General features: G+C 37.3%; 27 protein-coding genes. 16 read left to right on the top strand and 11 right to left on the bottom strand.

The features are described from left to right. The first annotated feature begins 376 nt into the window (after positions 1–376). The 6 genes from thrS to ACK4HO_RS06650 all read left to right on the top strand — a co-directional run bounded on the left by thrS (position 377) and on the right by ACK4HO_RS06650 (position 7,979). On the top strand, positions 377–2,323 hold the full coding sequence (thrS, locus tag ACK4HO_RS06675; protein ID WP_187660591.1) for a threonine--tRNA ligase: 1,947 nt from the start codon (positions 377–379) through the stop codon (positions 2,321–2,323). Positions 2,324–2,399: 76 nt separating this feature from the next. Then, positions 2,400–2,900 (top strand): translation initiation factor IF-3, encoded by a 501-nt coding sequence (infC, locus tag ACK4HO_RS06670; RefSeq protein WP_187660748.1) that lies wholly within the window; start codon positions 2,400–2,402, stop codon positions 2,898–2,900. A gap of 25 nt (positions 2,901–2,925) precedes the next feature. Further along, positions 2,926–3,123: a 50S ribosomal protein L35 gene (gene rpmI, locus ACK4HO_RS06665; RefSeq protein WP_011921545.1), complete on the top strand. Its 198-nt coding sequence runs from the start codon at positions 2,926–2,928 to the stop codon at positions 3,121–3,123. Positions 3,124–3,273: 150 nt separating this feature from the next. After that, complete coding sequence (gene rplT, locus ACK4HO_RS06660) at positions 3,274–3,618, top strand: 50S ribosomal protein L20 (protein WP_121313103.1); 345 nt, start codon at positions 3,274–3,276, stop codon at positions 3,616–3,618. A gap of 179 nt (positions 3,619–3,797) precedes the next feature. Continuing rightward, on the top strand, positions 3,798–6,398 hold the full coding sequence (locus ACK4HO_RS06655; protein ID WP_409664254.1) for a zinc-dependent metalloprotease: 2,601 nt from the start codon (positions 3,798–3,800) through the stop codon (positions 6,396–6,398). Positions 6,399–6,551: 153 nt separating this feature from the next. Further along, the gene (locus tag ACK4HO_RS06650; protein WP_409664252.1) at positions 6,552–7,979 is read left to right on the top strand and encodes a T9SS type A sorting domain-containing protein; all 1,428 of its coding nucleotides are present in this window, start codon (positions 6,552–6,554) and stop codon (positions 7,977–7,979) included. 56 nt (positions 7,980–8,035) lie between these two features. Here ACK4HO_RS06650 and ACK4HO_RS06645 read toward each other — a convergent pair whose 3' ends face one another. After that, positions 8,036–8,878: an isoaspartyl peptidase/L-asparaginase gene (locus tag ACK4HO_RS06645; protein WP_409664250.1), complete on the bottom strand. Its 843-nt coding sequence runs from the start codon at positions 8,876–8,878 to the stop codon at positions 8,036–8,038. A gap of 88 nt (positions 8,879–8,966) precedes the next feature. Continuing rightward, on the bottom strand, positions 8,967–9,839 hold the full coding sequence (locus ACK4HO_RS06640) for a cyanophycinase (protein WP_409664248.1): 873 nt from the start codon (positions 9,837–9,839) through the stop codon (positions 8,967–8,969). A gap of 115 nt (positions 9,840–9,954) precedes the next feature. On the opposite strand from ACK4HO_RS06640, the gene rluF reads away from it, so the two are divergent. From rluF to ACK4HO_RS06610, 6 genes are read left to right on the top strand one after another with little or no spacing between them, the layout of a single operon-like run. Further along, a complete protein-coding gene (gene rluF / locus ACK4HO_RS06635) occupies positions 9,955–10,734 on the top strand; it encodes a 23S rRNA pseudouridine(2604) synthase RluF (protein ID WP_409664246.1) in 780 nt (259 codons plus the stop codon). Next, positions 10,735–11,106 (top strand): fluoride efflux transporter CrcB, encoded by a 372-nt coding sequence (crcB, locus tag ACK4HO_RS06630; protein ID WP_409664244.1) that lies wholly within the window; start codon positions 10,735–10,737, stop codon positions 11,104–11,106. It abuts the gene before it with no gap. A 36-nt stretch (positions 11,107–11,142) separates the two neighbouring features. After that, on the top strand, positions 11,143–12,147 hold the full coding sequence (locus ACK4HO_RS06625; protein WP_409664242.1) for a DHH family phosphoesterase: 1,005 nt from the start codon (positions 11,143–11,145) through the stop codon (positions 12,145–12,147). Between the two features lie 3 nt (positions 12,148–12,150). Continuing rightward, on the top strand, positions 12,151–12,717 hold the full coding sequence (gldI, locus tag ACK4HO_RS06620; RefSeq protein WP_409664241.1) for a gliding motility-associated peptidyl-prolyl isomerase GldI: 567 nt from the start codon (positions 12,151–12,153) through the stop codon (positions 12,715–12,717). A gap of 10 nt (positions 12,718–12,727) precedes the next feature. Next, positions 12,728–13,774 (top strand): peptidylprolyl isomerase, encoded by a 1,047-nt coding sequence (locus ACK4HO_RS06615; RefSeq protein WP_409664239.1) that lies wholly within the window; start codon positions 12,728–12,730, stop codon positions 13,772–13,774. Positions 13,775–13,797: 23 nt separating this feature from the next. Continuing rightward, positions 13,798–15,003, top strand: coding sequence for a peptidylprolyl isomerase (locus tag ACK4HO_RS06610; protein ID WP_409664238.1), 1,206 nt, complete (start codon positions 13,798–13,800; stop codon positions 15,001–15,003). Between the two features lie 47 nt (positions 15,004–15,050). Here ACK4HO_RS06610 and ACK4HO_RS06605 read toward each other — a convergent pair whose 3' ends face one another. The 6 genes from ACK4HO_RS06605 to ACK4HO_RS06580 form a co-directional block, all read right to left on the bottom strand. After that, positions 15,051–16,499: an APC family permease gene (locus tag ACK4HO_RS06605; protein ID WP_409664237.1), complete on the bottom strand. Its 1,449-nt coding sequence runs from the start codon at positions 16,497–16,499 to the stop codon at positions 15,051–15,053. A 114-nt stretch (positions 16,500–16,613) separates the two neighbouring features. Continuing rightward, the gene (gene mazG, locus ACK4HO_RS06600) at positions 16,614–17,387 is read right to left on the bottom strand and encodes a nucleoside triphosphate pyrophosphohydrolase (RefSeq protein WP_409664235.1); all 774 of its coding nucleotides are present in this window, start codon (positions 17,385–17,387) and stop codon (positions 16,614–16,616) included. Between the two features lie 80 nt (positions 17,388–17,467). Then, positions 17,468–17,950, bottom strand: a complete 483-nt coding sequence (locus tag ACK4HO_RS06595; RefSeq protein WP_409664233.1) for a DUF5606 domain-containing protein — start codon at positions 17,948–17,950, stop codon at positions 17,468–17,470. A 57-nt stretch (positions 17,951–18,007) separates the two neighbouring features. Beyond that, on the bottom strand, positions 18,008–18,595 hold the full coding sequence (def, locus tag ACK4HO_RS06590; protein ID WP_409664231.1) for a peptide deformylase: 588 nt from the start codon (positions 18,593–18,595) through the stop codon (positions 18,008–18,010). 34 nt (positions 18,596–18,629) lie between these two features. Continuing rightward, positions 18,630–19,046 carry a Holliday junction resolvase RuvX gene (gene ruvX / locus ACK4HO_RS06585; RefSeq protein WP_409664229.1) on the bottom strand — a complete coding sequence of 139 codons (417 nt, stop codon included), beginning with the start codon at positions 19,044–19,046 and terminating at the stop codon, positions 18,630–18,632. 7 nt (positions 19,047–19,053) lie between these two features. Then, positions 19,054–19,965, bottom strand: coding sequence for a copper resistance protein NlpE N-terminal domain-containing protein (locus ACK4HO_RS06580; protein ID WP_409664227.1), 912 nt, complete (start codon positions 19,963–19,965; stop codon positions 19,054–19,056). 159 nt (positions 19,966–20,124) lie between these two features. Here ACK4HO_RS06580 and ACK4HO_RS06575 point away from each other — a divergent pair, with 159 nt between their 5' ends. Both ACK4HO_RS06575 and ACK4HO_RS06570 read left to right on the top strand, forming a co-directional pair. Continuing rightward, the gene (locus tag ACK4HO_RS06575; protein ID WP_409664225.1) at positions 20,125–20,940 is read left to right on the top strand and encodes a 2,3,4,5-tetrahydropyridine-2,6-dicarboxylate N-succinyltransferase; all 816 of its coding nucleotides are present in this window, start codon (positions 20,125–20,127) and stop codon (positions 20,938–20,940) included. A 46-nt stretch (positions 20,941–20,986) separates the two neighbouring features. Beyond that, complete coding sequence (locus ACK4HO_RS06570) at positions 20,987–22,036, top strand: glycosyltransferase family 9 protein (RefSeq protein ID WP_409664223.1); 1,050 nt, start codon at positions 20,987–20,989, stop codon at positions 22,034–22,036. Here the strand turns inward: ACK4HO_RS06570 and ACK4HO_RS06565 are convergent. From ACK4HO_RS06565 to ACK4HO_RS06555, 3 genes are read right to left on the bottom strand one after another with little or no spacing between them, the layout of a single operon-like run. Next, positions 22,026–22,970 (bottom strand): NAD-dependent epimerase/dehydratase family protein, encoded by a 945-nt coding sequence (locus ACK4HO_RS06565; RefSeq protein ID WP_409664221.1) that lies wholly within the window; start codon positions 22,968–22,970, stop codon positions 22,026–22,028. The two genes, ACK4HO_RS06570 and ACK4HO_RS06565, sit on opposite strands and share 11 nt — an antisense overlap. 3 nt (positions 22,971–22,973) lie before the next feature. Then, positions 22,974–23,792 (bottom strand): glycosyltransferase family 2 protein, encoded by an 819-nt coding sequence (locus ACK4HO_RS06560; protein ID WP_409664219.1) that lies wholly within the window; start codon positions 23,790–23,792, stop codon positions 22,974–22,976. Between the two features lie 26 nt (positions 23,793–23,818). Then, positions 23,819–24,637, bottom strand: coding sequence for a glycosyltransferase family 2 protein (locus tag ACK4HO_RS06555; protein ID WP_409664217.1), 819 nt, complete (start codon positions 24,635–24,637; stop codon positions 23,819–23,821). A gap of 147 nt (positions 24,638–24,784) precedes the next feature. Here ACK4HO_RS06555 and ACK4HO_RS06550 point away from each other — a divergent pair, with 147 nt between their 5' ends. Together ACK4HO_RS06550 and ACK4HO_RS06545 are read left to right on the top strand one after the other, a co-directional pair. Next, positions 24,785–25,699: a polysaccharide pyruvyl transferase family protein gene (locus ACK4HO_RS06550; RefSeq protein ID WP_409664215.1), complete on the top strand. Its 915-nt coding sequence runs from the start codon at positions 24,785–24,787 to the stop codon at positions 25,697–25,699. 6 nt (positions 25,700–25,705) lie between these two features. Then, complete coding sequence (locus ACK4HO_RS06545; protein ID WP_409664213.1) at positions 25,706–26,557, top strand: glycosyltransferase; 852 nt, start codon at positions 25,706–25,708, stop codon at positions 26,555–26,557. Positions 26,558–26,560: the final 3 nt, after the last annotated feature.

Raw genomic sequence — 26,560 nt, 5'->3', positions numbered from 1 at the left:
CTCGTTTTGCAGTTTATCAATGAATAATTCCTCTCTTGCGGGGTGCAAATATAAAAACTATTTTTCTCCCAATCCAAATAAAAATCACCCTTTTTTAGAGTTTTTTTCAAGTCGCTGATTATGCGTTTTTTACAAACGCTATTCGTCGATGTTTTACTTTTTGAGGCTTCCTGAAAACACAAAACCAACTCATTTAGCCTCGATAGGAGCTGGCTACCCTGCCTGACGGCAGGCAGGCATGTAGCGCGGATAGCGGGACGACGCATCTTGAAGACAGCTATTGTTCTGCTCCTAATAAATCTTTCCCATATTATACATATATATATTGTATGTGTTTTGTTAATCTCCTATATTTGCAGTCCATAAAATTTTAGGAATGATAAAGATTACACTACCTGACGGATCGGTTAAGGAGTTTGGACAGAATTCAACTCCGATGGATGTTGCGAGAAGCATCAGTGAAGGATTAGCGCGAAATGTGATTTCGGCAGCCTTTAATGGTACAACCATTGAAACAGAAACGCCATTAACGACCGACGGTTCTCTTATATTATATACATGGAATGACAAAGAAGGCAAAAAAGCTTTTTGGCATTCAACTTCGCACGTGATGGCGCAAGTATTAGAAGAAAAATTTCCGGGTATCAAGTTAACACTTGGTCCTGCGATTGACAATGGGTTTTATTATGATGTTGATTTTGGTGACAAAAAAATCACCGATGCCGACTTTAAAGCCATTGAAGACCGTGTGTTGGAAATCTCGAGAGAAAAACATGAATTTAAAATGCGTGCCGTTTCCAAAGCAGAAGCTTTGGAAGTTTATAAAAATAACGAATACAAAACCGAATTGATTTCGAATTTGGAAGACGGAACGATTACGTTTTGTGATCATGCCAACTTCTTTGATTTGTGTCGTGGTGGTCATATTCCGAATACCGGAATCATCAAGGCGATGAAAATCATGAGCGTTGCCGGTGCTTATTGGCGTGGTGATGAGAAAAACAAGCAGTTGACTCGTGTTTACGGAGTTTCGTTCCCTAAGCAAAAAGACTTGACCGATTACTTAGAATTACTGGAAGAAGCGAAACGTCGTGACCACAGAAAGCTAGGTAAAGAATTGGATTTGTTTACATTTTCTCAAAAAGTGGGTCAAGGTTTACCATTGTGGTTGCCAAAAGGAGCTGCTTTAAGAGACAGACTGGAGCAATTCTTGAAAAAAGCACAGAAAAAAGCAGGTTACGAACAAGTAGTAACGCCACATATCGGGCAAAAAGAATTATATGTAACTTCAGGTCACTATGCGAAATATGGTGCTGACAGTTTCCAACCGATTCACACACCGGCGGAAGGCGAAGAGTTTTTGTTAAAACCCATGAACTGCCCGCACCACTGTGAGATTTACAACAACAAGCCTTGGTCATACAAAGATTTACCAAAGCGTTACGCTGAATTCGGAACGGTTTACCGTTATGAGCAATCAGGTGAATTGCACGGTTTAACTCGTGTTCGTGGATTTACTCAGGATGATGCGCATATTTTTTGTACACCGGATCAATTGGATAGAGAGTTCAAAAATGTAATCGACCTAGTACTATACGTATTTGGTTCGTTAGGATTTGAAAACTTTACCGCTCAAGTTTCTTTGAGAGACAAAGAAAACAGAGATAAATATATCGGAAGCGATGAAAACTGGGAAAAAGCCGAAAGTGCTATTATTAGTGCGGCCAGCGACAAAGGTTTGAATTACGTGATTGAATATGGCGAAGCGGCTTTCTATGGTCCGAAACTGGATTTCATGGTGAAAGATGCTTTGGGCAGACAATGGCAATTGGGAACCATCCAAGTAGATTACAATTTACCAGAGCGTTTTGAATTGACTTATAAAGGTGCGGATGACAAATTACACCGACCGGTGATGATTCACCGAGCGCCTTTTGGTTCGATGGAACGTTTTATCGCTATTTTACTGGAACATACGGCTGGAAATTTCCCACTTTGGCTGATGCCTGAGCAAGCTATTATCTTGTCTTTGAGTGAGAAATATGAAAATTATGCGAAAAAAGTTTTAGAATTGCTAGAAAATCACGAAATTCGCGCCCTAATTGACAACCGCAACGAGACGATTGGAAAGAAAATCCGAGAAGCAGAAGTGCAAAAAATGCCGTTTATGCTGATTGTTGGAGAGGAAGAAGAGAAAAACGGTACGATTTCTGTACGTCGTCACGGACAAGAAGGAAAAGGGAATATCACGGTTACAATTGAGGAATTTGCCAAAATTGTAAATGAAGAAATTGCCAAAACATTAAAAACATTTGAAGTTTAATTTAAATAAGTAAGCCATAGCAATTAGAAACAACAGAGGTTACCAACCTCGAGTAGAAAAAACAGCAGCCCACAGAATTAATAACTTAATCCGTGGTGTAGCAGAAGTTCGTTTAGTCGGAGAAAATATAGAACCGGGAGTGTTTAAGTTTTCCGATGCAATGCGTCTCGCCGAAGAGCAAGAAGTAGATTTGGTAGAGATTTCTCCAAATGCGGATCCGCCTGTTTGTAAGTTAATGGATTATGGGAAATTCATTTATCAACAAAAAAAGCGTGATAAAGAATTAAAAGCAAAGTCAACGCAAATCACCGTAAAAGAGATTCGTTTCGGACCTCAAACTGATGAGCATGATTATGAATTTAAAAGAAAAAATGCTGAAAAGTTCCTAAAAGAAGGCTCAAAATTAAAAGCTTTTGTGTTCTTCAAAGGACGTTCAATCATTTATAAAGAACAAGGTCAAATCTTATTGTTGCGTTTAGCACAAGATTTGGAAGAATACGGAAAAGTGGAAGCCATGCCCGTATTAGAAGGAAAGAGAATGATTATGTTCATTGCTCCGAAAAAGAAAAGTAAGTAAGTTAAATTAAATAAACTAGGAAAAGATGCCTAAAATGAAAACAAAATCCAGTGCTAAGAAGCGATTCAAAGTAACTGGCTCTGGAAAAATCAAGAGAAAACATGCTTTTAAAAGTCACATCCTGACTAAAAAATCTAAAAAGCGTAAATTGGCTTTAACTCACTCTGCGTTGGTTCACAAAACAGATGAGAAAAGTATCAAACAACAATTAAGAATTATCTAATTTAGTGATTAGTGACTAGTAATTAGTCGTTAAACTTTTAAAATAAATTAAATTCTTTAGGTTAAAAAATTATTTAAAATAACCTTGGAGTATGGCCTTTAAGTTCCCTTGATTCAATTCGGGACGCCTGCTACAAAAAAACAGAAAATTATGCCAAGATCAGTAAATTCAGTTGCTAAAAGAGCAAGAAGAAAAAAGATAATGAAACAAGCCAAAGGTTTCTTTGGTCGTCGTAAAAACGTTTGGACAGTTGCTAAAAACGCAGTAGAAAAAGCCATGTGCTATGCTTACCGTGACAGAAAGCAAAACAAAAGAAACTTCCGTTCACTATGGATCACGCGTATCAACGCTGGTGCTCGTTTGGAAGGAATGAGTTACTCACAATTCATGGGATTAGTTAAGAAAAACGGTATCGAATTGAACCGTAAAGTATTGGCTGATTTAGCAATGAATCACCCGGAAGCTTTTAAAGCTGTTGTGAAAAAAGTAAAATAAACGTTTGTACAAACTCAATTTAACTTACTTACATAGAAAATCCCAGTCGAAAGATTGGGATTTTTTTATTTCACGAACAGCCGTTAAAAAAATCATAACATTTGCTTGACACATCAAATAATATATTAATTTGGTGGGTTTTAAACTCTAACACACATCAATCCATTAAATTAAAATTTATGAACAAACTAAGACTTACGTTCCTGGTTTCTTTGGGAATTCTTTTTTGGTCAGGCCAATCTGTTGCGCAAGACAAATCAGATCGTAAAAAGAAAAACAACAAAGAGAACACTGTCAAAACAGACTCCATCAAAAAGGCACCTAAAAATTCTATTGCCGACAAAGTAAAAAGCAGCAAAAAATCAGAAGGCCTTTTTACAATTTACCAAGATACAGTAACCGGTAGTATCCAACTTTTTATCAAAAAAAGCCAATTAGATAAAGAGTTCATTTACCAAAGTTATTCAATGAGTGGACCAACTACTTTAGGTTTAAACCAAAGTATGCACAGGGCTACCAATATTTTTAATATTAAAAAAGCCAATGATAAAATAGAATTTGGTTTGGTCAACACCAGTTTCTATTATGACAAAAAAAATCCAGTTAGTAAAACGGAAGGAATTGATATCGCAGAAGCTATCTTTTTAGCCGAAAAGATTGTAGCCAAAGACAGTACTGGATACTTAATTGCCGCAGATGGTTTGTTCTTAAGTGAAAAACTAGATCCGGTAAAACCAATCATGCCTCCGGGAATTCCACCTGGAGCTGTGTTTAATTTAGGAAATTTTAATTCCGCTAAATCAAAATACCACAGCATTCGCTCTTATCCAAACAATACTGATGTCACGGTAGATTTGGCTTACGACAATCCTGCTCCTTTAAATGGCGGTGGTGAACACATTACCGATGCGCGTTATGTTCGTGTTCGCATGCAACATACTTTCCTCGAAATGCCGGTAAATAATTTTAAACCACGCAGAGATGATTCTCGTATCGGTTATTTCGGGCAAACCATAACAGATTTGACCAGTGTAAAAGCAACGCCTTACAAAGATATTATCAATCGTTGGTATTTGACCAAAAAAGAACCAACTGCCGCAATCAGCGAACCGGTTGAGCCTATCGTTTGGTGGATTGAAAATACTACACCTCTAGAATACAGACAAACGGTGATGGAAGCCGGAAACAAATGGAACGAAGCTTTTGAGAAAGCCGGTTTCAAAAATGCTGTGGTAATGAAAATACAACCTGATGATGCCGATTGGGATGCGGGAGATGTTCGTTACAATGTGATTCGTTGGGTTTCTTCTGCTTACCCAAGCTATGGCGCTATCGGACCAAGCTTTGCCAATCCGAGAACAGGTCAAATTTTAGGTTCTGACATCACTATCGAATGGTATTCAGGAAGCAGCACACCAACAATGGACGAATTATTTTCGTTTAAAAATGAAGGCTCAAGTGATAATTTAAGCTCTCATTTCCACAACGATGGTACGGCTTGTACTTTGGCTAATGAATTAAAAAGTCAATTTTTAATGGGTGCCACATTTGCCGAAGTAAATTCAGAAGATCCAAAAACGATTTCCAGAGCACACAAAGAATTTTTGTACTATTTGGTTTTACACGAAATGGGTCACACCTTAGGATTAAACCACAATATGAAGTCAAGCCAAATGTTGAGCCCGGCCAATTTACACAATACCGCCATCACCGAAAAAATCGGTTTAATCGGTTCCGTAATGGATTATCCTGCTATCAATCTTTCTTTGGATAAAACCAAACAAGGAAATTTCTACACCACAAAACCAGGTCCTTATGATTTGTGGGCTATTGAATTTGGTTACAAAGAATTTGACGAAAAATCAGAAGAAACCGAATTGCAAAAAATTCTAAGCAGAAGTACCGATCCAAATTTGGCTTTCGGAAATGATGCTGACGATATGAGATCACCAGGAAAAGCGATCGACCCAAGAGTAATGGTAAATGATTTGAGTAGCGATGCCGTTGGAAATGCGGAAGAACGCTTTAAAATCGTTAACAATGTTATGGCCAAATTAAAAGACAAATACAGCAAAAACGGGGAAAGCTATGCCGAATTAAGAAACCGATTCAACATGCTTAACGGGCAAAGAAGAAATATGGCTGCCGTGGTAAGTCGATATGTTGGAGGTGTTTTAGTTGACAGAAGTTTTGTGGGACAAAATGCTACTGTAAAACCATTTACTCCGGTTACAAAAGCGCAACAAAAAAGAGCGATTGAAGTACTGAATAAATATGTATTATCACCAAATGCTTTTGATGCTGACGCTTCATTATATCCTTATTTACAAATGCAAAGACGTGGATTTAGTTTCTTCTCCTCTACTGAAGATCCTAAATTAAATAGTATTTATCAATCAATTCAAACTGATGCTACTTTGGGCCACATTCTTCACCCAACAACGTTACAGAGAATTTCCAATACTAGTTTATATGGTAATACTTATACGGTTGCCGAAGTGATGACCGACTTAACCAATGGTGTTTTCAAAGCAGATTTGGTTGGAAAAGTAAACATGCACCGTCAATATTTACAAACCTATTATGTAAAAGAAGTAATAGAAATTGCCGATGTAAATGACCCAAGAAATCGTCATGATGATATTTCAAGAGCAGCAGCCCGTCAAACTTTGAAGAAAATAAAATTAATGTTGGCCACTGCTTCTTCCATCGATGAAAGCACTAGAGCACACAGAAATTATATCACTTTCTTGATAGATAATGCTTTAGCCATAAAATAAGCAAAGCGCAACAAACAAAAAATCCCAACCTTTCAGTTGGGATTTTTTTTTATTATTAACCCCAATCAATAAATTTTATAGTTAACTTAGTTGTGTAATTTTTGTTCAGAAACAAAAAAACAAATATTAAACTACTAACCAACACAACTGATTATGAAAAAAAAACTACTCACTTACACTTTATTACTCTTTAGCACGCTACTATTTGGGCAAGGCGCTGCCGGATGTTGGAGAGTAATCTCAGCTGGCCAAAACTTCAGTATGGCTGTAAAAACTGATGGAACTTTATGGGGCTGGGGACAAAACAGTAACCGACTCGGATTAGGATTAGCCAACTTAGCTGACCAAAATCTACCCACACAAATTGGAACTGCCAATGATTGGTTAACGGTTTCTGCAGGAGCTGCTCATACCTTAGCAGTAAAAACTAACGGCACACTTTGGGCATGGGGAAATGGACAGTTTGGTCAGTTAGGAAATGGTATTTTTAATTCGGCTACACCCAATGTAACACAAGTTGGCACAGCTAATGACTGGGTTGAAGTTTCTGCTGGAAATCGGTTTAGTTTAGCCATAAAAAATAATGGAACATTATGGGCTTGGGGTTGGAATAACACCGGACAATTAGGATTAAACAATCTAATCGACCAAAATCTTCCTATTCAAGTAGGAACGGCTAACGACTGGTTACGAATTGATGCCGGAGACCAACATTCCTTGGGTGTTAAAACTACCGGAACGCTTTGGGCATGGGGTAATAATACTTCCGGGCAACTTGGAGACGGCACTAATACTAACAGTTTAATTCCTATACAAATAGGAACATTAAACAATTGGTTATTAGTATCAGCCGGAGTCAATCACAGCATTGCAACTGATAATAGTAACTTCCTATACACTTGGGGTGATAATACCAATGGAGAATTAGGCGATGGTACAAACACCTCAAACAACTCTCCAAATGCAGTCAGTTTTAGCACAGATGGAACTCCATCACTTTGCATTGCAATTTCGGCAGGAAATACTGATTCATTGATTATTAAAAGTGACAATACACTTTGGTCGAGCGGATTTAACAGTAGTGGGCAATTAGGGCTTGGGAATAACACCAATGTAAATGCCTTTAATCAAGTAGGAACCGGAAATACTTGGCAAGGCATTTCAGCAGGAGATATTCATTCTTTAGCATTAGAGACAACACTAGATTTATGGTCAACCGGGAGAAACTTTGAAGGACAATTAGGAATCGGAACCAATACGGCGGCTAATACACTTCAATCTGTAACATGTCCAACATCGGCCCTGTCTAATAACAGCTTTGTTTTAAATAGTTCAAGACCACTAGTTTCACCAAACCCAACCAATGGTTTTTTCAATCTTAACTATTATCTACTAAATCCATCAGCCGTTACTTTCAAATTAACAACTATTCAAGGACAAGTAATAAGTGAGTTTAAAAGCAATAAATCGAATGGATTTCATACGGAAGTACTTGATATAAGTAGCCAATCCAAAGGAGTTTATTTTTTGACAATCATAAATGACATTCATAATTTAACCTTAAAAGTAATAAAAGATTAAATCCCAACATTGAAGCACACAAAAGCCCCATATTTGGGGCTTTTTATTTTTCTATATTAATGAAAAACTTCTTCCTTCTCTCCGTCAAAACTCGCAAAAACCATACTCGGATGCGAATCTTGATGGAAGATATTTCCTTTGTTGTCAATGGCAATCGCACCGGCAAAACCGTCGAAAGGTTTGAGTTCGTTGAACGTTTTTTCAAAGGCTTGTGCCAATGTAAATCCGTCTGTCACACGAGTGACAATCTTAGCTGCCACAGCACCGCTGACAATGTCTTCTCCTACTCCGGTTAAACTCACACCACAGAATTCATTGGCATAATTTCCGGCCACGGTAGCTGAATCTGAGATTCTGCCCGGAATTTCAAATCCTTTTCCACCGGTAGAAGTAGCGACTGCAATTTTACCTTCAGCATCCAAAGCAACACAACCCACAGTTCCTATTCCGGTGGCCGCTAATTTGGCTTCGTATTCTGCCCTACGTGGTGGAATTTCAGTAGAAAACTCTTCAAATCCGTGTTGGCGTGCGAAGTTAGTCGCTCCACTTCCACCCAAAACTTTATCATCGTAATTTAACAAAACCTGTGCGACTTGCACCGGGTTTTTGACTTCTTCAATATTGATCACACCACTCATTTTCTGAGTCGAGCCGTCCATCAAAGAAGCGCTCATTCTGATTTTTCCGTCGGATTGAATTTGGGAACCAATTCCGGCATTAAACAGTTCATCATCTTCCAAAAGTGACACTGCATAAACCACTGTTTCCAAAGCCGAATGGTTTTGCAAATAGGCATACGATTCCTTAGTAATCCGCAACAACGCTTGTTGTTTGGCTACTTTGGTTTCGTGATTGGTAGAAGATTCTGAGAAAAACCCGCCGTGGATGATTATTTTCATTTCGAAATATTAGATATTAGATTTTAAATATTAGATATAATATGAGTTTTGAAATCATATTTAATATCTAATATTTGATATTTAAAATTTAAACGTATTGTGAAGACTTAATCGTCATTTTAAAAGTATCTAAATCGAATGTATCACTTTTGCTCATTACGTGAGTCACTAAATGATTGATGGAAATAGGTTGGCCCAATTCGACTTGGGTTAAATTTGTGTCTTTGATTTCTCTTCCGTCCACCAAAATAACCAATCCAGAACCTAAAGCTTCCATTTGACGACCATTGGTAATTAAAAGTCCGGTATCTTCTCCAAGTCCGATTCCTAATACTTTCGGATTGCCGACTACTGCTTGAAACAAACGCCCGATTCGGCCTCTTTGCACAAAGTGCGTATCAATAACCACATCGTCAATCAATCCCAAACCGGAAGTAATTTTAACTTCGCCTTTTAACAAAGCTTCATGGCTACTACCTTGGTAAATCATATTATTAGATGCTGCAGCGGCACCGGCAGAAGTTCCGGCATAAACAAAATCTTCGTTTCGGTATTTGCTGATTAAAATTTCATCGAATGTGGTTCCGCCCAAAATCGAAGTCAAACGCAATTGGTCTCCACCGGTAAACATTACGACATCAGCCGCGCGCAATCTATCCAAAACTTCCGGATCCGAAGCTTGTTCTCTTCGCTCGATATGAATGACATCTACATTATTTGCCCCTAAATAATTGAAGGCTTTTACATATTCGGGGCCAATTTCTCTGGGGATTTTTGAAGCCGTAGTAATGACTTCTATTCTCGATTGTTCTTTGTTTTTAGATTCCTTGATGATGCGTTTTAAAATACCTTCTTCAAAGAAATTCAAATTCTGCGGAGCGCTTTTGTCCAAATCGGTTTCAGTGAAACTTCCTTTGTCAACCGCACCGCCAATTATTATAAGTTTGCCTTGTATATTCATGTTGGTAAAAATAGGAAAAACTTAAAACTTACCAACCTTTTTTACATTTTTTGAAACCAATTTATCAACGGACTTATCAAGAATTTCTATTCTCAAATTGTATTATATTTGCCCAATGGAAGTTAATCAAACCCGTATCAATAAATTCCTCTCCGAAAGTGGCTTTTGTTCTCGTCGCGAAGCCGATAAACTATTGGAACAAGGCCGAATTACCATTAACGGAATTGTACCCGAATTGGGAACCAAAGTATCTTCGGAAGATGAAATTCGCGTTGATGGAAAACTCATTCGTGAAAAAACGGAAAAACCGGTCTATTTGGCTTTCAACAAACCCGTTGGTATTGAATGTACTACGAATCAAAGTGTACGCGACAACATTGTAGATTACATCAATTATCCTAAACGAATTTTTCCTATCGGACGTTTAGATAAAGCCAGTGAAGGTTTGATTTTTATGACCAATGACGGCGATATAGTCAACAAAATACTTCGGGCAAGAAACAACCACGAGAAAGAATATGTAGTGACCGTTGACCGACCGATTACAGACAGATTTATCGAAAGAATGAGCAACGGTATTCCGATTTTGGACACTGTAACCCGAAAATGTAAAGTGGAACAAATCAGTAAATATGTTTTCCGAATCATCTTAACGCAAGGCTTAAACCGTCAAATCCGCAGAATGTGTGAGTATTTGGATTATGAAGTTACGGCACTAAAAAGAACCAGAATCATCAATATTTCATTGGATGTTCACGTTGGTCGTTACCGAGATTTAACCGAGGAAGAAATCAAGCAATTGAACAAGTTAATCGAACCTTCGAGCAAAACCGAAGAAGCGAGTTTACCCAAAAAAATCAATCCTAATTTCAATCGCAATAACAATAAGAGATAAATGCTAAAAACAATTCTTTACATAGCGTTAGGAGGTGCAATTGGTAGTGTTCTACGCTTTTTGACTACCGTTATAGTGTCCAAATTTTGGTCAAGTCACTTTCCGCTAGCCACCTTTTTAGCCAATATTATAGGTTGTTTCTTAATTGGATTGTTTATCGGTATTTTAGAAAAAAATCAATTAACCGACAGTAATCTGAAATGGTTTTTAATCACCGGATTTTGTGGTGGTTTTACGACTTTTTCTGCTTTTGGCATGGAAAATTACAATTTGTTTCAGAACAACCATTCGCTTTTGGCTTTTGCCTATATCGGTTTGAGTGTTTTACTCGGACTTTTTGCGGTTTGGTTCGGACTTTTTGTATCCAAATAATTTCCAATTCCTGAAAAAAATGTAACTTCGCCGTCTATGATAAAAGAAGACATTTTTGCCATCCAACAATTATTGGCTACGCCGAAAAAAATTGCGATAATTCCACACCGGAGTCCCGATGGCGACGCTATGGGTTCAACTTTGGCTTTGTATCATTTTTTACTAAAATTAAATCACAAACCTACTGTAATTGCACCCAATGACTTTCCTAATTTTTTGGCTTGGTTACCGGGTTCAGAAACGGTGATGATTTATGAAAATGACAAGGTGAATTGCGCTAAAATCATTCAGGAAGCAGAAATAGTTTTTACCTTGGATTTCAATGCGTTGCACCGAACCGGCGAAATGGAACAAGTGCTCAATAAAGTAACCGTTCCGATGATTATGATTGACCATCATCAAAAACCTGACAATTACGCTACTTATACTTATTCGGATACAATTTTTGGTTCCACCTGTGAGATGATTTATAATTTTATTACGTTCTTGGGTCACAAGGATTTAATCGATAAAACCATTGCCACTTGCCTTTATACCGGAATAACTACTGATTCGGGTTCGTTTAGATTTCCGTCAACAACGGGAACAACGCACCGAATTGTGGCGGATTTAATTGATTTAGGCATTGACAACAGTGAAATTCACAACCAGATTTTTGACAATAATTCATATAATCGCTTGCAACTTTTGGGAAGAGCACTGCAAAACATGAAAGTGTTCCCGGAATATAAAACATCTTACATTACGCTCTCGCAAAAAGAATTAGACGAATTTCATTATGAAAAAGGTGACACAGAAGGCGTAGTTAATTATGGTTTGACCATTAAAGGCATACATTTTGCGGCTATTTTTATCGAACACCGTGAGGAGAATATCATCAAAATCTCGTTCCGTTCACAAGGTAGTTTTGATGTCAACCAATTTGCCCGAGACAATTTCAATGGAGGTGGACACATCAATGCAGCCGGCGGAAAATCATACGAAAGCATGAGAGAAACTATCAAAAAATTTGAAAATTTAATTTCGAAAATAACTATTTAGTATATGAAAAAGATAACCCAAATGGCTATTTTGCTGATAGTCTTTGTCACTGTAATAAGTTGCAAACAACAACAAGCTCGCATGCCTATTTCACGTTCGTCGGGCACTTTTATGAAAGAATCTATTGAACGCAACAAAAAACTAATTGCAGGAGAAGAAGCTAAAATTGATTCTATCATTAAGAGTAATCCGCAGATTAAATACATTGCTTCTAAAAAAGGCTATTGGTACCATTATGAAAGCAAAAATGAAACCGATACACTTCGACCTAAAAAAGGAGATATCGCCAATTTTGACTACGAAATCAAAGACTTAAAAGGCAATGTGGTTTATTCAGAAGTGGAATTACGTCCGCAAACCTATGCTGTCGACAAACAAAACATCATGATGGGATTGCGTCACGGGATTAAACTGATGCGCAAAAACGAGAAGGTAACTTTTCTTTTCCCGTCACACATGGCCTATGGTTACCATGGAGATAATAAACGAATTGGGTCAAACGAACCTTTGATTTGCACCGTAACTTTAAACGATTTTAAACCCGAAACTAAATTAAAAACCGAAAATTAATTACATTAAAATGAACAAAACTATAGGTCTTTTTCTGTTGGCTTTATCCATAATGGTAAGCGCATGTAAAAACGAACAAAAAAACTTAAAAGATGGTTTATACGCCGAAATTGTCACCCCAAAAGGTAGTATTATTGTAGAACTTAACTACAAAAAAGCGCCCATTACTGTGGCCAATTTTGTGTCTTTAGCCGAAGGTAACAATCCTTATGTTATGGAAGACTTAAAAGGAAAACCATTTTACAACGGCACAGTTTTTCACCGAGTTGAAAAAGGATTCGTGATTCAAGGTGGTGATCCTTACGGCAATGGTTCAGGTGATCCTGGATACATCTTTAAAAATGAAATCAGTGATTTGAAACATGACAAAGCCGGAGTACTTGCGATGGCCAATTCAGGTCCGGACACTAATGGTTGTCAATTCTACATTACCCAAAAACCAACGCCACAATTAGATGGTGGCTACAGCGTATTCGGTCGCGTGGTTGAAGGGATGACAGTAGTAGATTCTATAACGGTAAATGACGAGATGATTGAAGTAAATATCATCCGAAAAGGAGAAGATGTAAAAAAGTTTGATGCCGTAAAAGTGTTTTCTGATTATTTCAAAAAGAATAAAACTTCTAAAGAACAAAAAGCAGCTTATTTCAAACAACTCAAGAAATCAGCCAACAAATTGCCTTCAGGCTTATCCTATAAAATTACCCATTCTTCCTCTTTGGAGAGTCCGAAATCAGGAACTACTATAATGATTAACTATGCCGGGTATTTAGAAGACGGAACGCTTTTTGATACCAGCGATACAGAAGTAGCCAAACAATTCGGAAAATACGATGAGCAAAGGGCAATGCAAGGCGGCTATACCAAAATATCTTTTAACGTTGGAGGCCAAAACCAATTGATTCCAGGTTTCGTTGAAGGTGTCGGAAAATTAAAACTAGGTGAAAAAGCAGTTCTTTTTATTCCTGCTAATTTAGGGTACGGAGAACAAGGCGCAGGAAATGTAATTCCGCCTAATGCCAATATCGTTTTTGAAATAGAACTTTTAGAAAAATAAATACCAATAAATAAATTAAAACCATGAAAATAAAATTAAGTATTTTTTGCTTGCTTGTAATGGGATTGACAAGCAGCATGGCACAAACCAAGAAAAAACCGGTGGCTACAAAAGCTGCACCAACAGCTACCACAAATGCTAATGAAGGAATTTTTGCTGAAATCGATACCGATAAAGGTAAAATTCTATTACAATTGGAGTACAAAAAAACACCGGTAACTGTAGCCAATTTTGTAGCCCTAGCCGAAGGAACCAATGCTTCTGTAGCCGATGCTAACTTAAAAGGAAAACCTTTTTATAACGGATTGAAATTTCACCGTGTGATTGCAGATTTTATGATTCAAGGTGGTGATCCTGCCGGAAATGGTTCGGGCGGACCGGGTTATGCTTTCAAAGATGAGTTTGCACCCGATTTAAAACACAACCGTCCCGGCGTACTTTCTATGGCCAATTCCGGACCAAAAACCAATGGTTCACAATTCTTTATAACACACAAAGAAACACCTTGGTTAGACAACAAGCACACTGTTTTTGGTTATGTAATCAAAGGACAAGATGTGGTTAATGCTATCAAACAAGACGATTTGATTAAAAGCATAACCATTACCCGAAAAGGTGGTGAAGCAAAGAAATTTGATGCTCCTAAAGTTTTTGCCGATTATATGGCTAACAAAGCCACTGACGATGCCAAAGAAGCGGCAATTGCTGCAGAAAACAAAAGAAAACAAGCTGAAGCTGAAGCCCAAAGACAAGCCGAACACAAAGCCAAATACGGACCGGTTTTTGCTGCAAAAGCAAAATATTTAAGCGAAACTAAAGCAACCGCAACTGAAACAGCTTCGGGTTTAAAATATACAATCATCCAAACCGGAACAGGAAAAAAGCCTGCTGATGGTACCACTGTTTTTATCCATTATGCCGGTTATTTAGAAGACGGAACGCTATTTGACAGCAGCTATGAAGCGGTTAACAAAGAGTGCGGTAAGTTTGATGAAAACAGAGCCAAACAAAATGGTTACCAACCATTTCCTTTCCAATACGGAAAAAAAGACGGTTTAATTCCGGGATTCATTGAAGGATTAAGCTTTATGAACTTTGGCGACAAAGCTATTTTATTCATTCCGTCTAAATTAGGTTATGGCGAAAGAGGTGCCGGAAATGTAATTCCGCCCAATTCCAACATCATTTTTGAAGTTGAAATGTTAGAAACCGCTCCGGTGAAACAATAAAGAAATATTTTTTAATAAAAAAAGAGTCCCAATTGGGACTCTTTTTTTTATTCTTTTTTGTTCATAAACAAATAATAGACCGGTATTCCCAGCGCCACAATGACTAGGCCTAAACCTGTGTTGACCGTGTCATAAATCAATAAAGCAACACAAATAGCTGCTGTCAAAATAATATACAACGCCGGAATAATTGGATAACCAAAAGCCTTGTAAGGCCTTTCCGCATCGGGTTCTTTCTTTCTTAAGATGAATATACCGTAAATAGTTAGGATGTAAAACAGTAGCGAAGCAAAAGTCGCATAAGTCAGTAAGTCGCCATATCTTCCTGATATACAAAGAATACAAGCCCATAGACATTGGAACCAAAGCGCTTTTTCGGGCACATCGTGTTTATTTAATTCACCTACTTTTTTGAAGAACAAATTGTCTTTCGCCATAGCATAAAACAATCTTCCACCCGACAAAACCAAACCGCTGTTACAACCAAAAGTGGAGACCATAATTAAACCGGCCATCACAAAAACCCCAATGTTCCCCATAATCATATTGGCAGCAGCGGCACCTACTCTATCTTGTGCAGCAAACATAATTCCGTTTTCTACCACCGAACCGTCAGGCGTTCCGGTTAATGGCAATAGGACCAAATAGGCAATATTGGCCAAAATATAAACTATAGTAACAATCAAAGTGCCTAAAAACAAACTTCTCGGAATATTCTTCTTAGGGTCTTTAATTTCTCCTGCAATAAAAGTAACATTGTTCCAAGCATCACTTGAAAATAAGGAGTTGATAATTGTAGCACCGATAGCACCTGCTATGGCAATTCCTGTAAGTTTAGTGACGGTTACCGTTTTTGTAGTTTCATCAAAAACTGTTTTACTGGCTTCCCAAGTATTGTCGAAATTATTAGAAAAAGTATCCGTACTGAAACCTATATACAATCCGAAGCCAATTAAAGCAAAGAGCGCAATTAATTTGGCTGAAGTAAAAACCAACTGAATTACCTTTCCGTTTTTAACCCCTTTGGTGTTGATGTAAGTCAGCAGCACTATACTCAGCATCGCCAAAATCTGACTGTTTTTAAACACAAAAGAATCGCCTATTCGAAATATTTCATCCTGCAAAACGGGAAAGAAAACCGCAGCATAATTTGCAAAAGTTACAGCCACTGCAGCAATCACTCCGGTTTGAATAACTGTAAAAACCGTCCAACCATAAAGAAAGGAAGCCAATTTACCGTATGCTCTTTGGATGTAAACAAATTGTCCTCCGGCGGTAGGCATCATTCCAGCTAATTCTCCGTAACTCAATGCAGCCGACATGGTTAACAAACCGGTGATTAGCCAAGTTACCAATATCCACGCAGCTGAACCTAAATCGCGCGCCATATATACGGTTACTACAAAAATACCGGATCCTATCATAGAACCGGCAACTATACTGGTGGCGTCAATTAGCCCAAGAGAACGTTTTAATTCGTGTTTTGTTTCAGACATAAAGTTGGTTTTGTTTGGTTGGTTATTTTTTCAAATATAGTCAAATAGAGAAAAGAAAATAGAACAAAGAAAAAAGACTATTAACTGCTGCTTACTGCGACTGGAAACTGAATACTAGAGTTTTTTCGCTTCTTCCCAAAAGACATCCATCTCCGCCAATGTCATATCGGCTAACGGTTTGCCTAACTCACCGGCTTTGCTTTCCAGATACATGAATCGCTTCATAAATTTTTTATTGGTGCGTTCCAAAGCGTCTTCGGGATTGACTTTTAGGAATCGTGCATAGTTAATCATTGAAAATAGTACATCGCCAAATTCAGCTTCAATTTTATCTTGGTTTCCTGCATTGACCTCTACTTGGAGTTCATTTAACTCTTCCTGGACTTTGTCCCAAACTTGATGTGGTTCTTCCCAATCAAATCCTACGCCTTTCACTTTGTCTTGAATACGGCTGGCTTTTACTAAAGCCGGTAAACTTTTCGGAACGCCTTCGAGTACTGATTTCTTGCCTTCTTTGAGTTTGAGTTTTTCCCAGTTTTGCTTTACTTCTTCTTCATCTGCCACGACTACATCGCCATAAATGTGTGGATGTCTATCGATTAATTTGTCACAAATGCTGTTGGCCACATCGGCAATGTCGAAATCATTGGTTTCGCTTCCTATTTTGGCATAAAAAACAATGTGCAATAACAAGTCGCCCAACTCTTTTTTGATTTCTTGCAAATCATTATCCAAAATAGCATCGCCCAATTCATAGGTTTCTTCAATGGTTAAATGACGTAAACTTTCGAGCGTTTGCTTTTTGTCCCACGGACATTTTTCGCGCAAATCATCCATGATATCGAGTAATCGGTTGAAAGCTTCAAGTTGTTGTTGTCTGTTGTTCATCACTTAGAATTTGCATAAAAATAAAAAATCCTATCATTGCATTGCAACAATAGGATTTGTATTTATAAAGAAGTAATTAACTATTCTTCTTTCTTAGTATTTTTTTTTGGTGCTTTTTTAGCCTTTACTTCTTCTACCACTTCTTCTTTGATGGCTTCAGCGTTTTCTACTTTTGGCTCTTCTTTAGAAACTAAACCTTTGCCTTGAAGGATATTGTACCAGTTCAACACTTTTTTAATATCCGAAGCATAAACTCTTTCCTCATCATAATCAGGAAGAATTTCTTTGAAGTAAGCAATTAATTTGTTGTTGTCTTCTTTATGAGAAATCGCCGGACCTTCATTTTCTTTGATAGCAATGGCTCTCATAATATCAGCTAACGGTTTCTCTTCGCTATAAGTATACATCGAAATTTCAGAAAGTAAACTCACGTTACTTCTCATTCCCACGGTGATTTTTTTTCCGTCGATTAATGACTCTGCTAAAAACCCTGAACGAGTTTGCAATTTCAATTCGAATAAACCCGGTTTTCCGGCAATAGCTAATATTTTCTCTACGTTCATTGTTTTAATTTAATTTAGGGCACAAATATATTTAAATGTTTATTTCAGAAATGTTAATTATCTTCCTTTTTTGTTGGCAAATTTCATTCTGTAATCAGGGAAAGCTTTGCCATCCATGATGTTTTGTAATTTCTTCTTAATCAATGTTTTTTTCAAGGTCGAAATTTTGTCCGTAAACAAAACACCTTCAATGTGATCGTATTCGTGTTGGATTACACGGGCAATCAAACCGTCAAACACTTCTGTTTTTTTGTTGAAATCTTCATCACAATATTCAATCGTGATTCTTTCATTTCTGTATACATCTTCGCGTACATCCGGAATACTTAAGCAACCTTCGTTAAAACCCCATTCATCACCTTCTTCTTTCAACATTTTGGCATTGATAAAAGTCCTTTTAAATCCTTTCAATTGGGCTTGTTCTTCTTTAGTCAAATCATCGCTGTCGCTGAACGGTTCGGTATCGATTACGAATAATCGAATCGCCATACCTACTTGTGGCGCGGCCAAACCAACACCATACGCATTGTACATCGTGTCATACATATTGGTGATAATCTCTTTTAGATTGGGATAATCAGGCGTAATTTCTTCCCCAACTTTTCTTAAAACAGGTTCACCATATCCGTAAATAGGAATAATCATTTCTGAATTTTTTTTTTTTGCAAAAATAAGGAATTTAAATCATTTTCCTTGTCAAATAATCCTGAAGCAAAATCGTAGCGGCAATTTCATCTACCAATCCTTTATTTTGTCTTTGCTTCTTCGACAATCCGCTATCAATCATCGTTTGGAATGCCATTTTAGAAGTAAAGCGCTCATCTACTCTTTCAATTTTCATTTCGGGGAAAGCTGTTACAAAAGCTGTTACAAACTTTTCAATAATCGGTGTACTTTCGGAAGGCTGACCATTCATTTGCTTGGGTTCACCAATCAATACTTTAGCGACATTCTCTTTTGAAAAATAATCTTTTAGAAATGCAATCGCTGTTTCAGAAGGAATCGTTGTTAAGCCCGAAGCAATAATCTGCAACTCGTCTGTGACAGCAATTCCGGTGCGTTTCATTCCATAATCTATAGCGAGAATTCTTGGCATTCCATTATTATTTTATTGGTTCAAAGGTAGCCAAAATTGCTACTTTACCTCGGTGAAGTTTGAGAATATTATCTTTAATAGTGTATCGTTCGGTTTCTTCTAATGCTTTTGAAAAAAGGGTTTCTAAAACCATTACCGGACAAGCCATTTTTGTCATAGCCATATTGGAAAACGACAAACCAAAAGCCGATGGCATCACATAACTTCCCATTATGGAATTACAACCTGCATAAGCGGTGAACTTACCGTCTTTTGAATTTAGTTTAAGAAAATAGTCTTTCTTTCCCTTTTGAGTCACCACTTTTCCGTTTAAAGTAATCAACTTCCATTTGGTTTCTGCCAAAGTCGCTTTGCCAATGGCCGGATTGACTTTTTTGATTACCGTTTGAGATTCAATTCTATTGTTTAAATCCACTGTCTTTTTTGGTTCAGAAGTGGTTTCAATTTCAGAATTCTCCGCCGGTTGTTTGCCCAAAATATAAGCTGTGGCTAAATCACCGGTGATTTTTTTTCCCGACATATCCAATTGGGTCAAGGTATTTTCACCTACAAAATATCGATTAGGACCATTTTTCACATCGGCTAAAACAATCGTATTTCCGGCTTTGTTCCAAGAAAAAGTACCTTTTTGTTCGAATACTTTTTCGCCTTTGCCTTGGTACTGCGTTTTGATGTTATAGGTATTATTTTCATTGATGCAAATCACGGTTTCCAAGCCTTCGCAATCAGCACAAGGCAAAATACCTTTGTAGATCCCAATGTAATCCAAGGAGTTTTTAGCATTATGGGCCTCAATATTGTTGATTGAATCAACTTTTGCAATAGAATCTTTAGCCGCAACATTGCTATCAGTAGTCTGTTTTTGACAGCTTGTAAAGAAGAGTAGCAACAGTGTAAAAAGTAAAAGTTTTGCCTTCATAATTTAAGAGAATTGTAATGTTAAAGTTGGTCAAGACAAACTTACTTATTCTACCAACTACTAGTAAGATTTTAACATTTTTTTGATACAACAGCCGAACAAATAAATGCTTTGTTACTTTCTAAAAATGAAACTATCTTTGTTCCAAATTCAAAAAACATGACAACACTACAAAATACGATTGAAAAAGCTTGGGACAACCGCGCTTTATTACAAGAAGAAACGACTACAACAGCCATCAGAGAAGTTATCGCTTTATTAGACGCAGGAACTTTACGCGTTGCAGAACCAACTGCCGATGGTTGGCAAGTAAACGAATGGGTAAAAAAAGCCGTAGTGATGTATTTCCCAATCCAAAAAATGGAAACTTGGGAAGCCGGAATTTTTGAATACCACGACAAAATGCTACTCAAAACCGGTTATGCCGAAAAAGGAATCCGCGTTGTACCACCGGCAACAGCTCGTTATGGCGCTTATATTTCAAAAGGTGTAATTTTAATGCCAAGTTATGTAAACATCGGCGCTTATGTTGATGAAGGAACGATGGTAGATACTTGGGCAACGGTTGGTAGTTGTGCCCAAATCGGGAAAGACGTTCACCTTTCGGGTGGCGTTGGAATTGGTGGTGTTTTAGAACCGTTACAAGCGGCTCCTGTTATCATTGAAGATGGTGCTTTTATTGGGTCAAGATGTATAGTAGTGGAAGGCGTTCACGTTGGAAAAGAAGCCGTACTTGGCGCCAATGTTTGTTTGACTGCCTCGACCAAAATTATAGACGTAACGGGAAGCGAACCAATTGAATACAAAGGATTTGTTCCGGCGCGTTCTGTTGTGATTCCCGGAAGTTATACAAAGTCTTTTGCAGCCGGAGATTATCAAGTACCTTGTGCTTTAATCATTGGAACCAGAAAACCTTCAACCGATTTGAAAACATCACTCAACAATGCTTTGAGAGAATATGATGTAGCGGTTTAAAACACTTTGCACTTCTAACTTCTAACCTCTAACCTCTAACTTTTCAATGAAAGTACTGGTAATTCAAATCAAAATGATTGGCGATGTTTTGGCCAGTACTGTCATTTGTGAAACCCTCAAAAGAAATCATCCCAAAGCCGAAGTCCATTATCTGATTCAGAAAAATACTTTCGCGGTAGTGGATAACAATCCATTTATTGATAAGGTGATTTTCTTTGATCCCGAAGAACACAAAGGATTTCTAAATCTTTATCAATTCGGAAAAGAACTAAAAAAAGACCACTACGATATTGTTATTGACGCCTATTGCAAATGGGACAGCATTTTGCCGGCTTATTTTTCGGGTGCCAAAACAATTGTCGGGCATTACAAATGGTACACGACTTTTTTCTACACCAAAACCGTAGTTCCCGATGCGGATTGTAATGCGACGGCGAATGCCTATCGACTATTGCTTTCTAAAACCGCTTTAGGCAAAGAAGTCGCAATGATTTATCCGCAAATTCATTTACGTCAAGAAGAAATCGAGAAAGCCAAAGTTGACATCAAACAAAATTGCGACACTTCCAAACCTATCTTTATGATTGGGATTTTAGGCAGCGGCAAGAATAAAAGTTTACCTCCAAAATACATGGCGGAAACTTTAGACATCATTGCGAATACCAAAGACGTTCAAATGTTGTTTAATTATATGCCGAATCAGTTGGAAGAAGTTAAAGCGATTTATGATTTGTGTGCCATATCGACTCAGGAAAAAATCAACTTGAATTTTTACGCTAAAAGTTTGAGGGATTTTATCGCGTTACAATCCCAATGCGATGCTTTAATCGGAAACGAAGGAGGTGCAACTAATATGGCGAAAGCTTTAAACATTCCAACTTTTACCATTTATGCACCTTGGATTAACCGTACTTCCTGGAATATCAAAGAAGAAACCGGTTTCTACGATATTGTTCACTTGAGCGATTACTATCCTGAACTCTATCAAAACCATGCCAAAAACTATAAAGCGTTAGCCTTCGAATGGTACGAGAAATTAAAACCGGAATTGTTTGCGGAAAAGTTGAAACAGTTTGTCCTTCGAATTACGAAGTAAACTTATCCAAATACCATTGTACTTGTTGCTCCAACCCTTTTTTGAAGGTAACTTTAGGTTCGTAACCCAATAATTTCCGGGCTTTATCAATCACAGCAGAAGTTCGTTCCTGATCGCCTTTGCGTGCTGGTTTGTGGTCGATTATCAATTGTTTGTTCATGATTTCTTCCACCAAATTGATGCCTTCTTGAGTAGTATGCACTTCGTCAGTTCCTAAATTGATGATTTCGCCATTTACGATGTCTTCTTTGCCAATGATTGCCGATAATCCGTCCACAATATCACCAACATAAGTAAAACTTCTTTCATGCTTCACACTACCTTCAAAAAGTGGAAAAGGCTTGTTGGCATAAAGGTTTTCAATCAGTTTAGTATATAATTTTTCCGGACGTTCTCTTGGTCCGTAAACCGAATACAATCTTATCGAACAAGCATTCAATTTACTCAAGCGTTGTAAACCTAAAACCAATTGTTCGGCAGCTAACTTCGTACTACCGTAAAAAGAAATCGGCTTAGCCGGAACATTTTCATCCACATTTGCCACCAAACCATAAACGGAAGAAGTCGCAATATTGATAAAGGATTTTAAATTCGGATTGTATTTTTGGACAGCATCAAGTAAATTTTGTGTTGCAAAAATATTATTGGTAACATAATCACTCAAAGGTGTTTCGGCTGAAATTCCGGGTTGAGCCGCTAAGTGATAGATATAATCATATGGTTTTTCAAAAACCGATTGCAAGTTGTCATTCAAATCAATTTCGACGACTTCGATGCTTTTGGCATTCAAATCGGAAGCATTTAATCGTTTTAACGCCGGACTGTAATAATCATTAAAATTATCCAATCCAACCACGTCATAACCTAAATCATGTAGTTTTTCACAAAGATGTGACGCAATAAAACCTGCTGCTCCGGTGACTAATATCCTCATCAACTATTGATTGTCTTTTTTGATACCAAAAGGGGTCCAAACTATTTTTTTGTCCTTTACTTCTTTTCGAATCGCCAAGTTGGCCGCCAAAGATTCCGGCGTTTTGTAACCTCTTGGATGATCCAAATGTAAAACTATGGCTTTATGGCGAATTTGTTTTCCTTTGATGCCATTATTTTCCAAACGCTCTCCAAATTCTCTATCCGGACCGCCATATTTCATGCGTTCGTCGTATCCGTTAATGGCAATCATGTCTTCTCTGAAACCCGAAGAATTACAGTTATTGAATGACGCGTTGGTTGGCGAAAAGAAATCTAAAATATTAGCAGATAAATCATTGGCTCCGATTTTTAATTTATTTGAAAGGTTCAATTTGTCAATGCTTTTCAACCATTTCAAATTAAAACATCTTCCGGTTAGTATATCGTCTTTGGAAATTTCCGAACTCAATTTCATTGATAATTTACAGTAACCCCCAGAAAGGAATCTACCTTTTTCGGCATATTTCGCATGAATTTCAACAAAGTCTTTTCTTGGAATACAATCACCATCGGTCATTAAAATGTACTCATTAGAAGCTTCCATTATCGCCACATTTAGGATTTCCTGACGACGGTATCCTAAATCCTCGTGCCACAAATGACGTACCGGAACCGGATAATTCTTGGCATAACTATCAATCAATTCCTTAGTGGAAGGTCTTGATCCATCGTCGGCTATAATTAATTCGAAATCTTTATAAGTCTGAACACTGTAGCCAATCAATACTTTTTCCAACCATTCTTCGGCATTGTAAGTACTAACGATAACTGATATTTTCATAAGTGTAAATTATGTTGCAAAGGTAATTATATTTTCAATTTATCAATCCCTTTCTCGATTCGGATTACGTAGTGCTTTTTGTTATGGCGTCGGATTTCCATATTCTGTTTGATTTTTTCTTCATTAGCATAGCCTCGAGCATGATCTAAATGCAAACAAATAGCACTGTAACGAATTTGTTTCGAAAGCATCCCGTTGTTGAACATTCTTTCACCCAATTCTCGGTCCATTCCGCCATAATCCATTGCTTCGTTGAAACCATTGACGTTTAAAATATCTTGCTTAAATCCGGACGAATTATGTCCGTTCCATGAACGTTTCGTTGGCGTCAGCCAATTCATAAAAGCCGCAAAATATTTATTATGAGTGAGTTTAGACAATTTAAAATTGGCTTTCAATCCTTGATTTAATAACCATGAAATTTCAAAACATTTTTGGCTTAAAATATCTTCGTCAGCAATCGCTTCTGAAATACCCATCGGCAACTTAAAATAGCCACCCGAAAGGAAATAACCTTCTTGTTTTTCTTTCACATGAACCACTACATAATCCTTTCGCGGAATACAATCGCCATCGGTAAAAAGCAGGTAATCGGAATTGGATTTGAGTATGGCTTTATTTAGAATTCTCGACTTCCGAAAACCTTTGTCTTCGTGCCAAACGTGCACAATCGGGTATTGAAATTGACCTTGAAAAGCGGCTATTACGTCAGCCGTTTCATTCGTCGAACCATCATCAGCAATCACTACTTCGAAGTCTTTTTCGGTTTGAACCGTGAAGCCCAAAAGTACTTTGCGCAACCATTCCTCCGAATTGTAAGTGGTGATAATAACTGATAATTTCATCTAAATATAAAATTGGAAATTACAATTTTTCGGGCAACTTCCACTGGCTTTTTGAGTTATTTTTGAATATAATATTCTTCGTAAAAGTAACCAATTGGCTTTTAGACTCAAACAAAATGATTATTTTTACCAAAATTTATTCGACAAATGTCTATATCCGATTTTCTTTTAAACAAATTATCGCATTTTAACCGTTCAGCTCGTAAAAAAGAAGTCATCAATCGAATCCTAAAAAATCCCACTCAGGAAAACCTTGATGTAATCAACTTACACCGATATGATCCAACCAATATTGGTGATTATTATTGTGGCGTTCATCATTATTTTGATGAGTTGAAAGGCAAACACCTGGACATTTTTGATTACAAAAGAGACGAAGCTATCCGTGACAATTGGTTTGAAAAAATCACAAAAAACTCCTTGATTATTGGTGGCGGTGGGTTGCTTAACCGAGAAGGATTTGATTTACAGATGAAACTTTTCGAACAATTGGGCGATAAAGGAAAGAAAACCGTGCTATGGGGATTGGGACACAATGCGAAAGAAAAAAGCACTTATGGTAAAATCTCCAAATACAATGTTGATACTTCCAAATTTGGTTTGGTCGGTGTTCGTGATTATGGCATGAAAGAAGAATGGGTTCCTTGTGTGAGTTGTTTGCACCCTATTTTTGACGAAAAACACGAGGTGAAAAATGAAATCGGGATGATTTTTCATAAGAAAACGTTGAACGATAAAAGTGTTTTGAAAAAATTTGAGCAATTTCCATCTACGGCTAATAATGCCGTTTTTGAAGATGTGGTGAAATTTATTGGTGAAACCGATACGATTTTGACCGATAGTTACCACGCAATGTATTGGTCGCTGATGTTAGGCAAAAAAGTCATGGTATTCCCTAATTCCTCTAAGTTTTACAATTTCAAATACCAACCGGTAATATCCACTTTCTCTAACTTTGAGGCCGATTTGAAAAAAGTACAATCTTACAGTGGTGTTTTAGAAGACTGTCGAGAAACCAATTTGAAATTTGCAAACAAAGCTTTTGATTATTTAAATATATAAATAAATATGTTCCATCACCTTTTAGTTACCCGTTTCAACCTCAGAAATCCGGAATGGGACGTAACCAAAAACAACGAAAAACTACTCACCGACGAATGGATGGAAGAACGCATGTGGTTTTTTGAGAACTTCTGTTTTCCGGGTATAGTAGCACAGACCAATCAGAACTTTGAATGGCTGCTGTATTTTGATATTACAACTCCCGAAAAATACAAAAACAGAATGACGGAGTTGATTCAAAATCAACCCAATTTCAAAGTGTTTTACATAAATGGCATGCCAAAGTTTTACGATGAGTTGAAAAAATACATCAGCGCGATTCCAAATAAAAAGCCATATCTAATCACGTCGCGTATTGACAATGATGATGCCGTACATAAAGATTTTATCAACGAAGTTCAGTTGCAATTTGACCATCAAGAGTATTTGGTTTTAGACATTATTAAAGGCTATTCGTTACAAATTCGACCTACAGTAATGTTGGGCAAAAAAGAGCATATTTTCAATCCGTTTATGAGTTTGATTGAAAAAAATGACGACCCAAAAACCATTTGGTATTACCACCACAATATGTGGAAAAAAGAAACTCGCATCAAGCAACTAACACACAAACGCCTTTGGATTGCAGTGATTCATGAGAAGAACAAAGTTAATAACTTCAACGGTTATGACAATGTAAAATGGGACAAATTAAAATCGGATTTTATCCTTTCGGAAGAAGCCAATGTGTTAATCAAAAACGAATTGTTGCCACACAGCAAATGGTTGAAGTTAAGCTGGAAAAACAAAGTTATTGTCAAGTATAAAGTCATCAGCAAGAGTTTTAAAAAATTCTTCGGTGTTTACAAATTCAAATAAATT

The sequence above is a fragment of the Flavobacterium sp. genome, from assembly GCF_046296355.1.
Taxonomy (GTDB): domain Bacteria; phylum Bacteroidota; class Bacteroidia; order Flavobacteriales; family Flavobacteriaceae; genus Flavobacterium.
The sequence above is the reverse complement of the archived record's forward strand: the minus strand, read 5'-3'. Positions and strand labels throughout refer to the sequence as shown.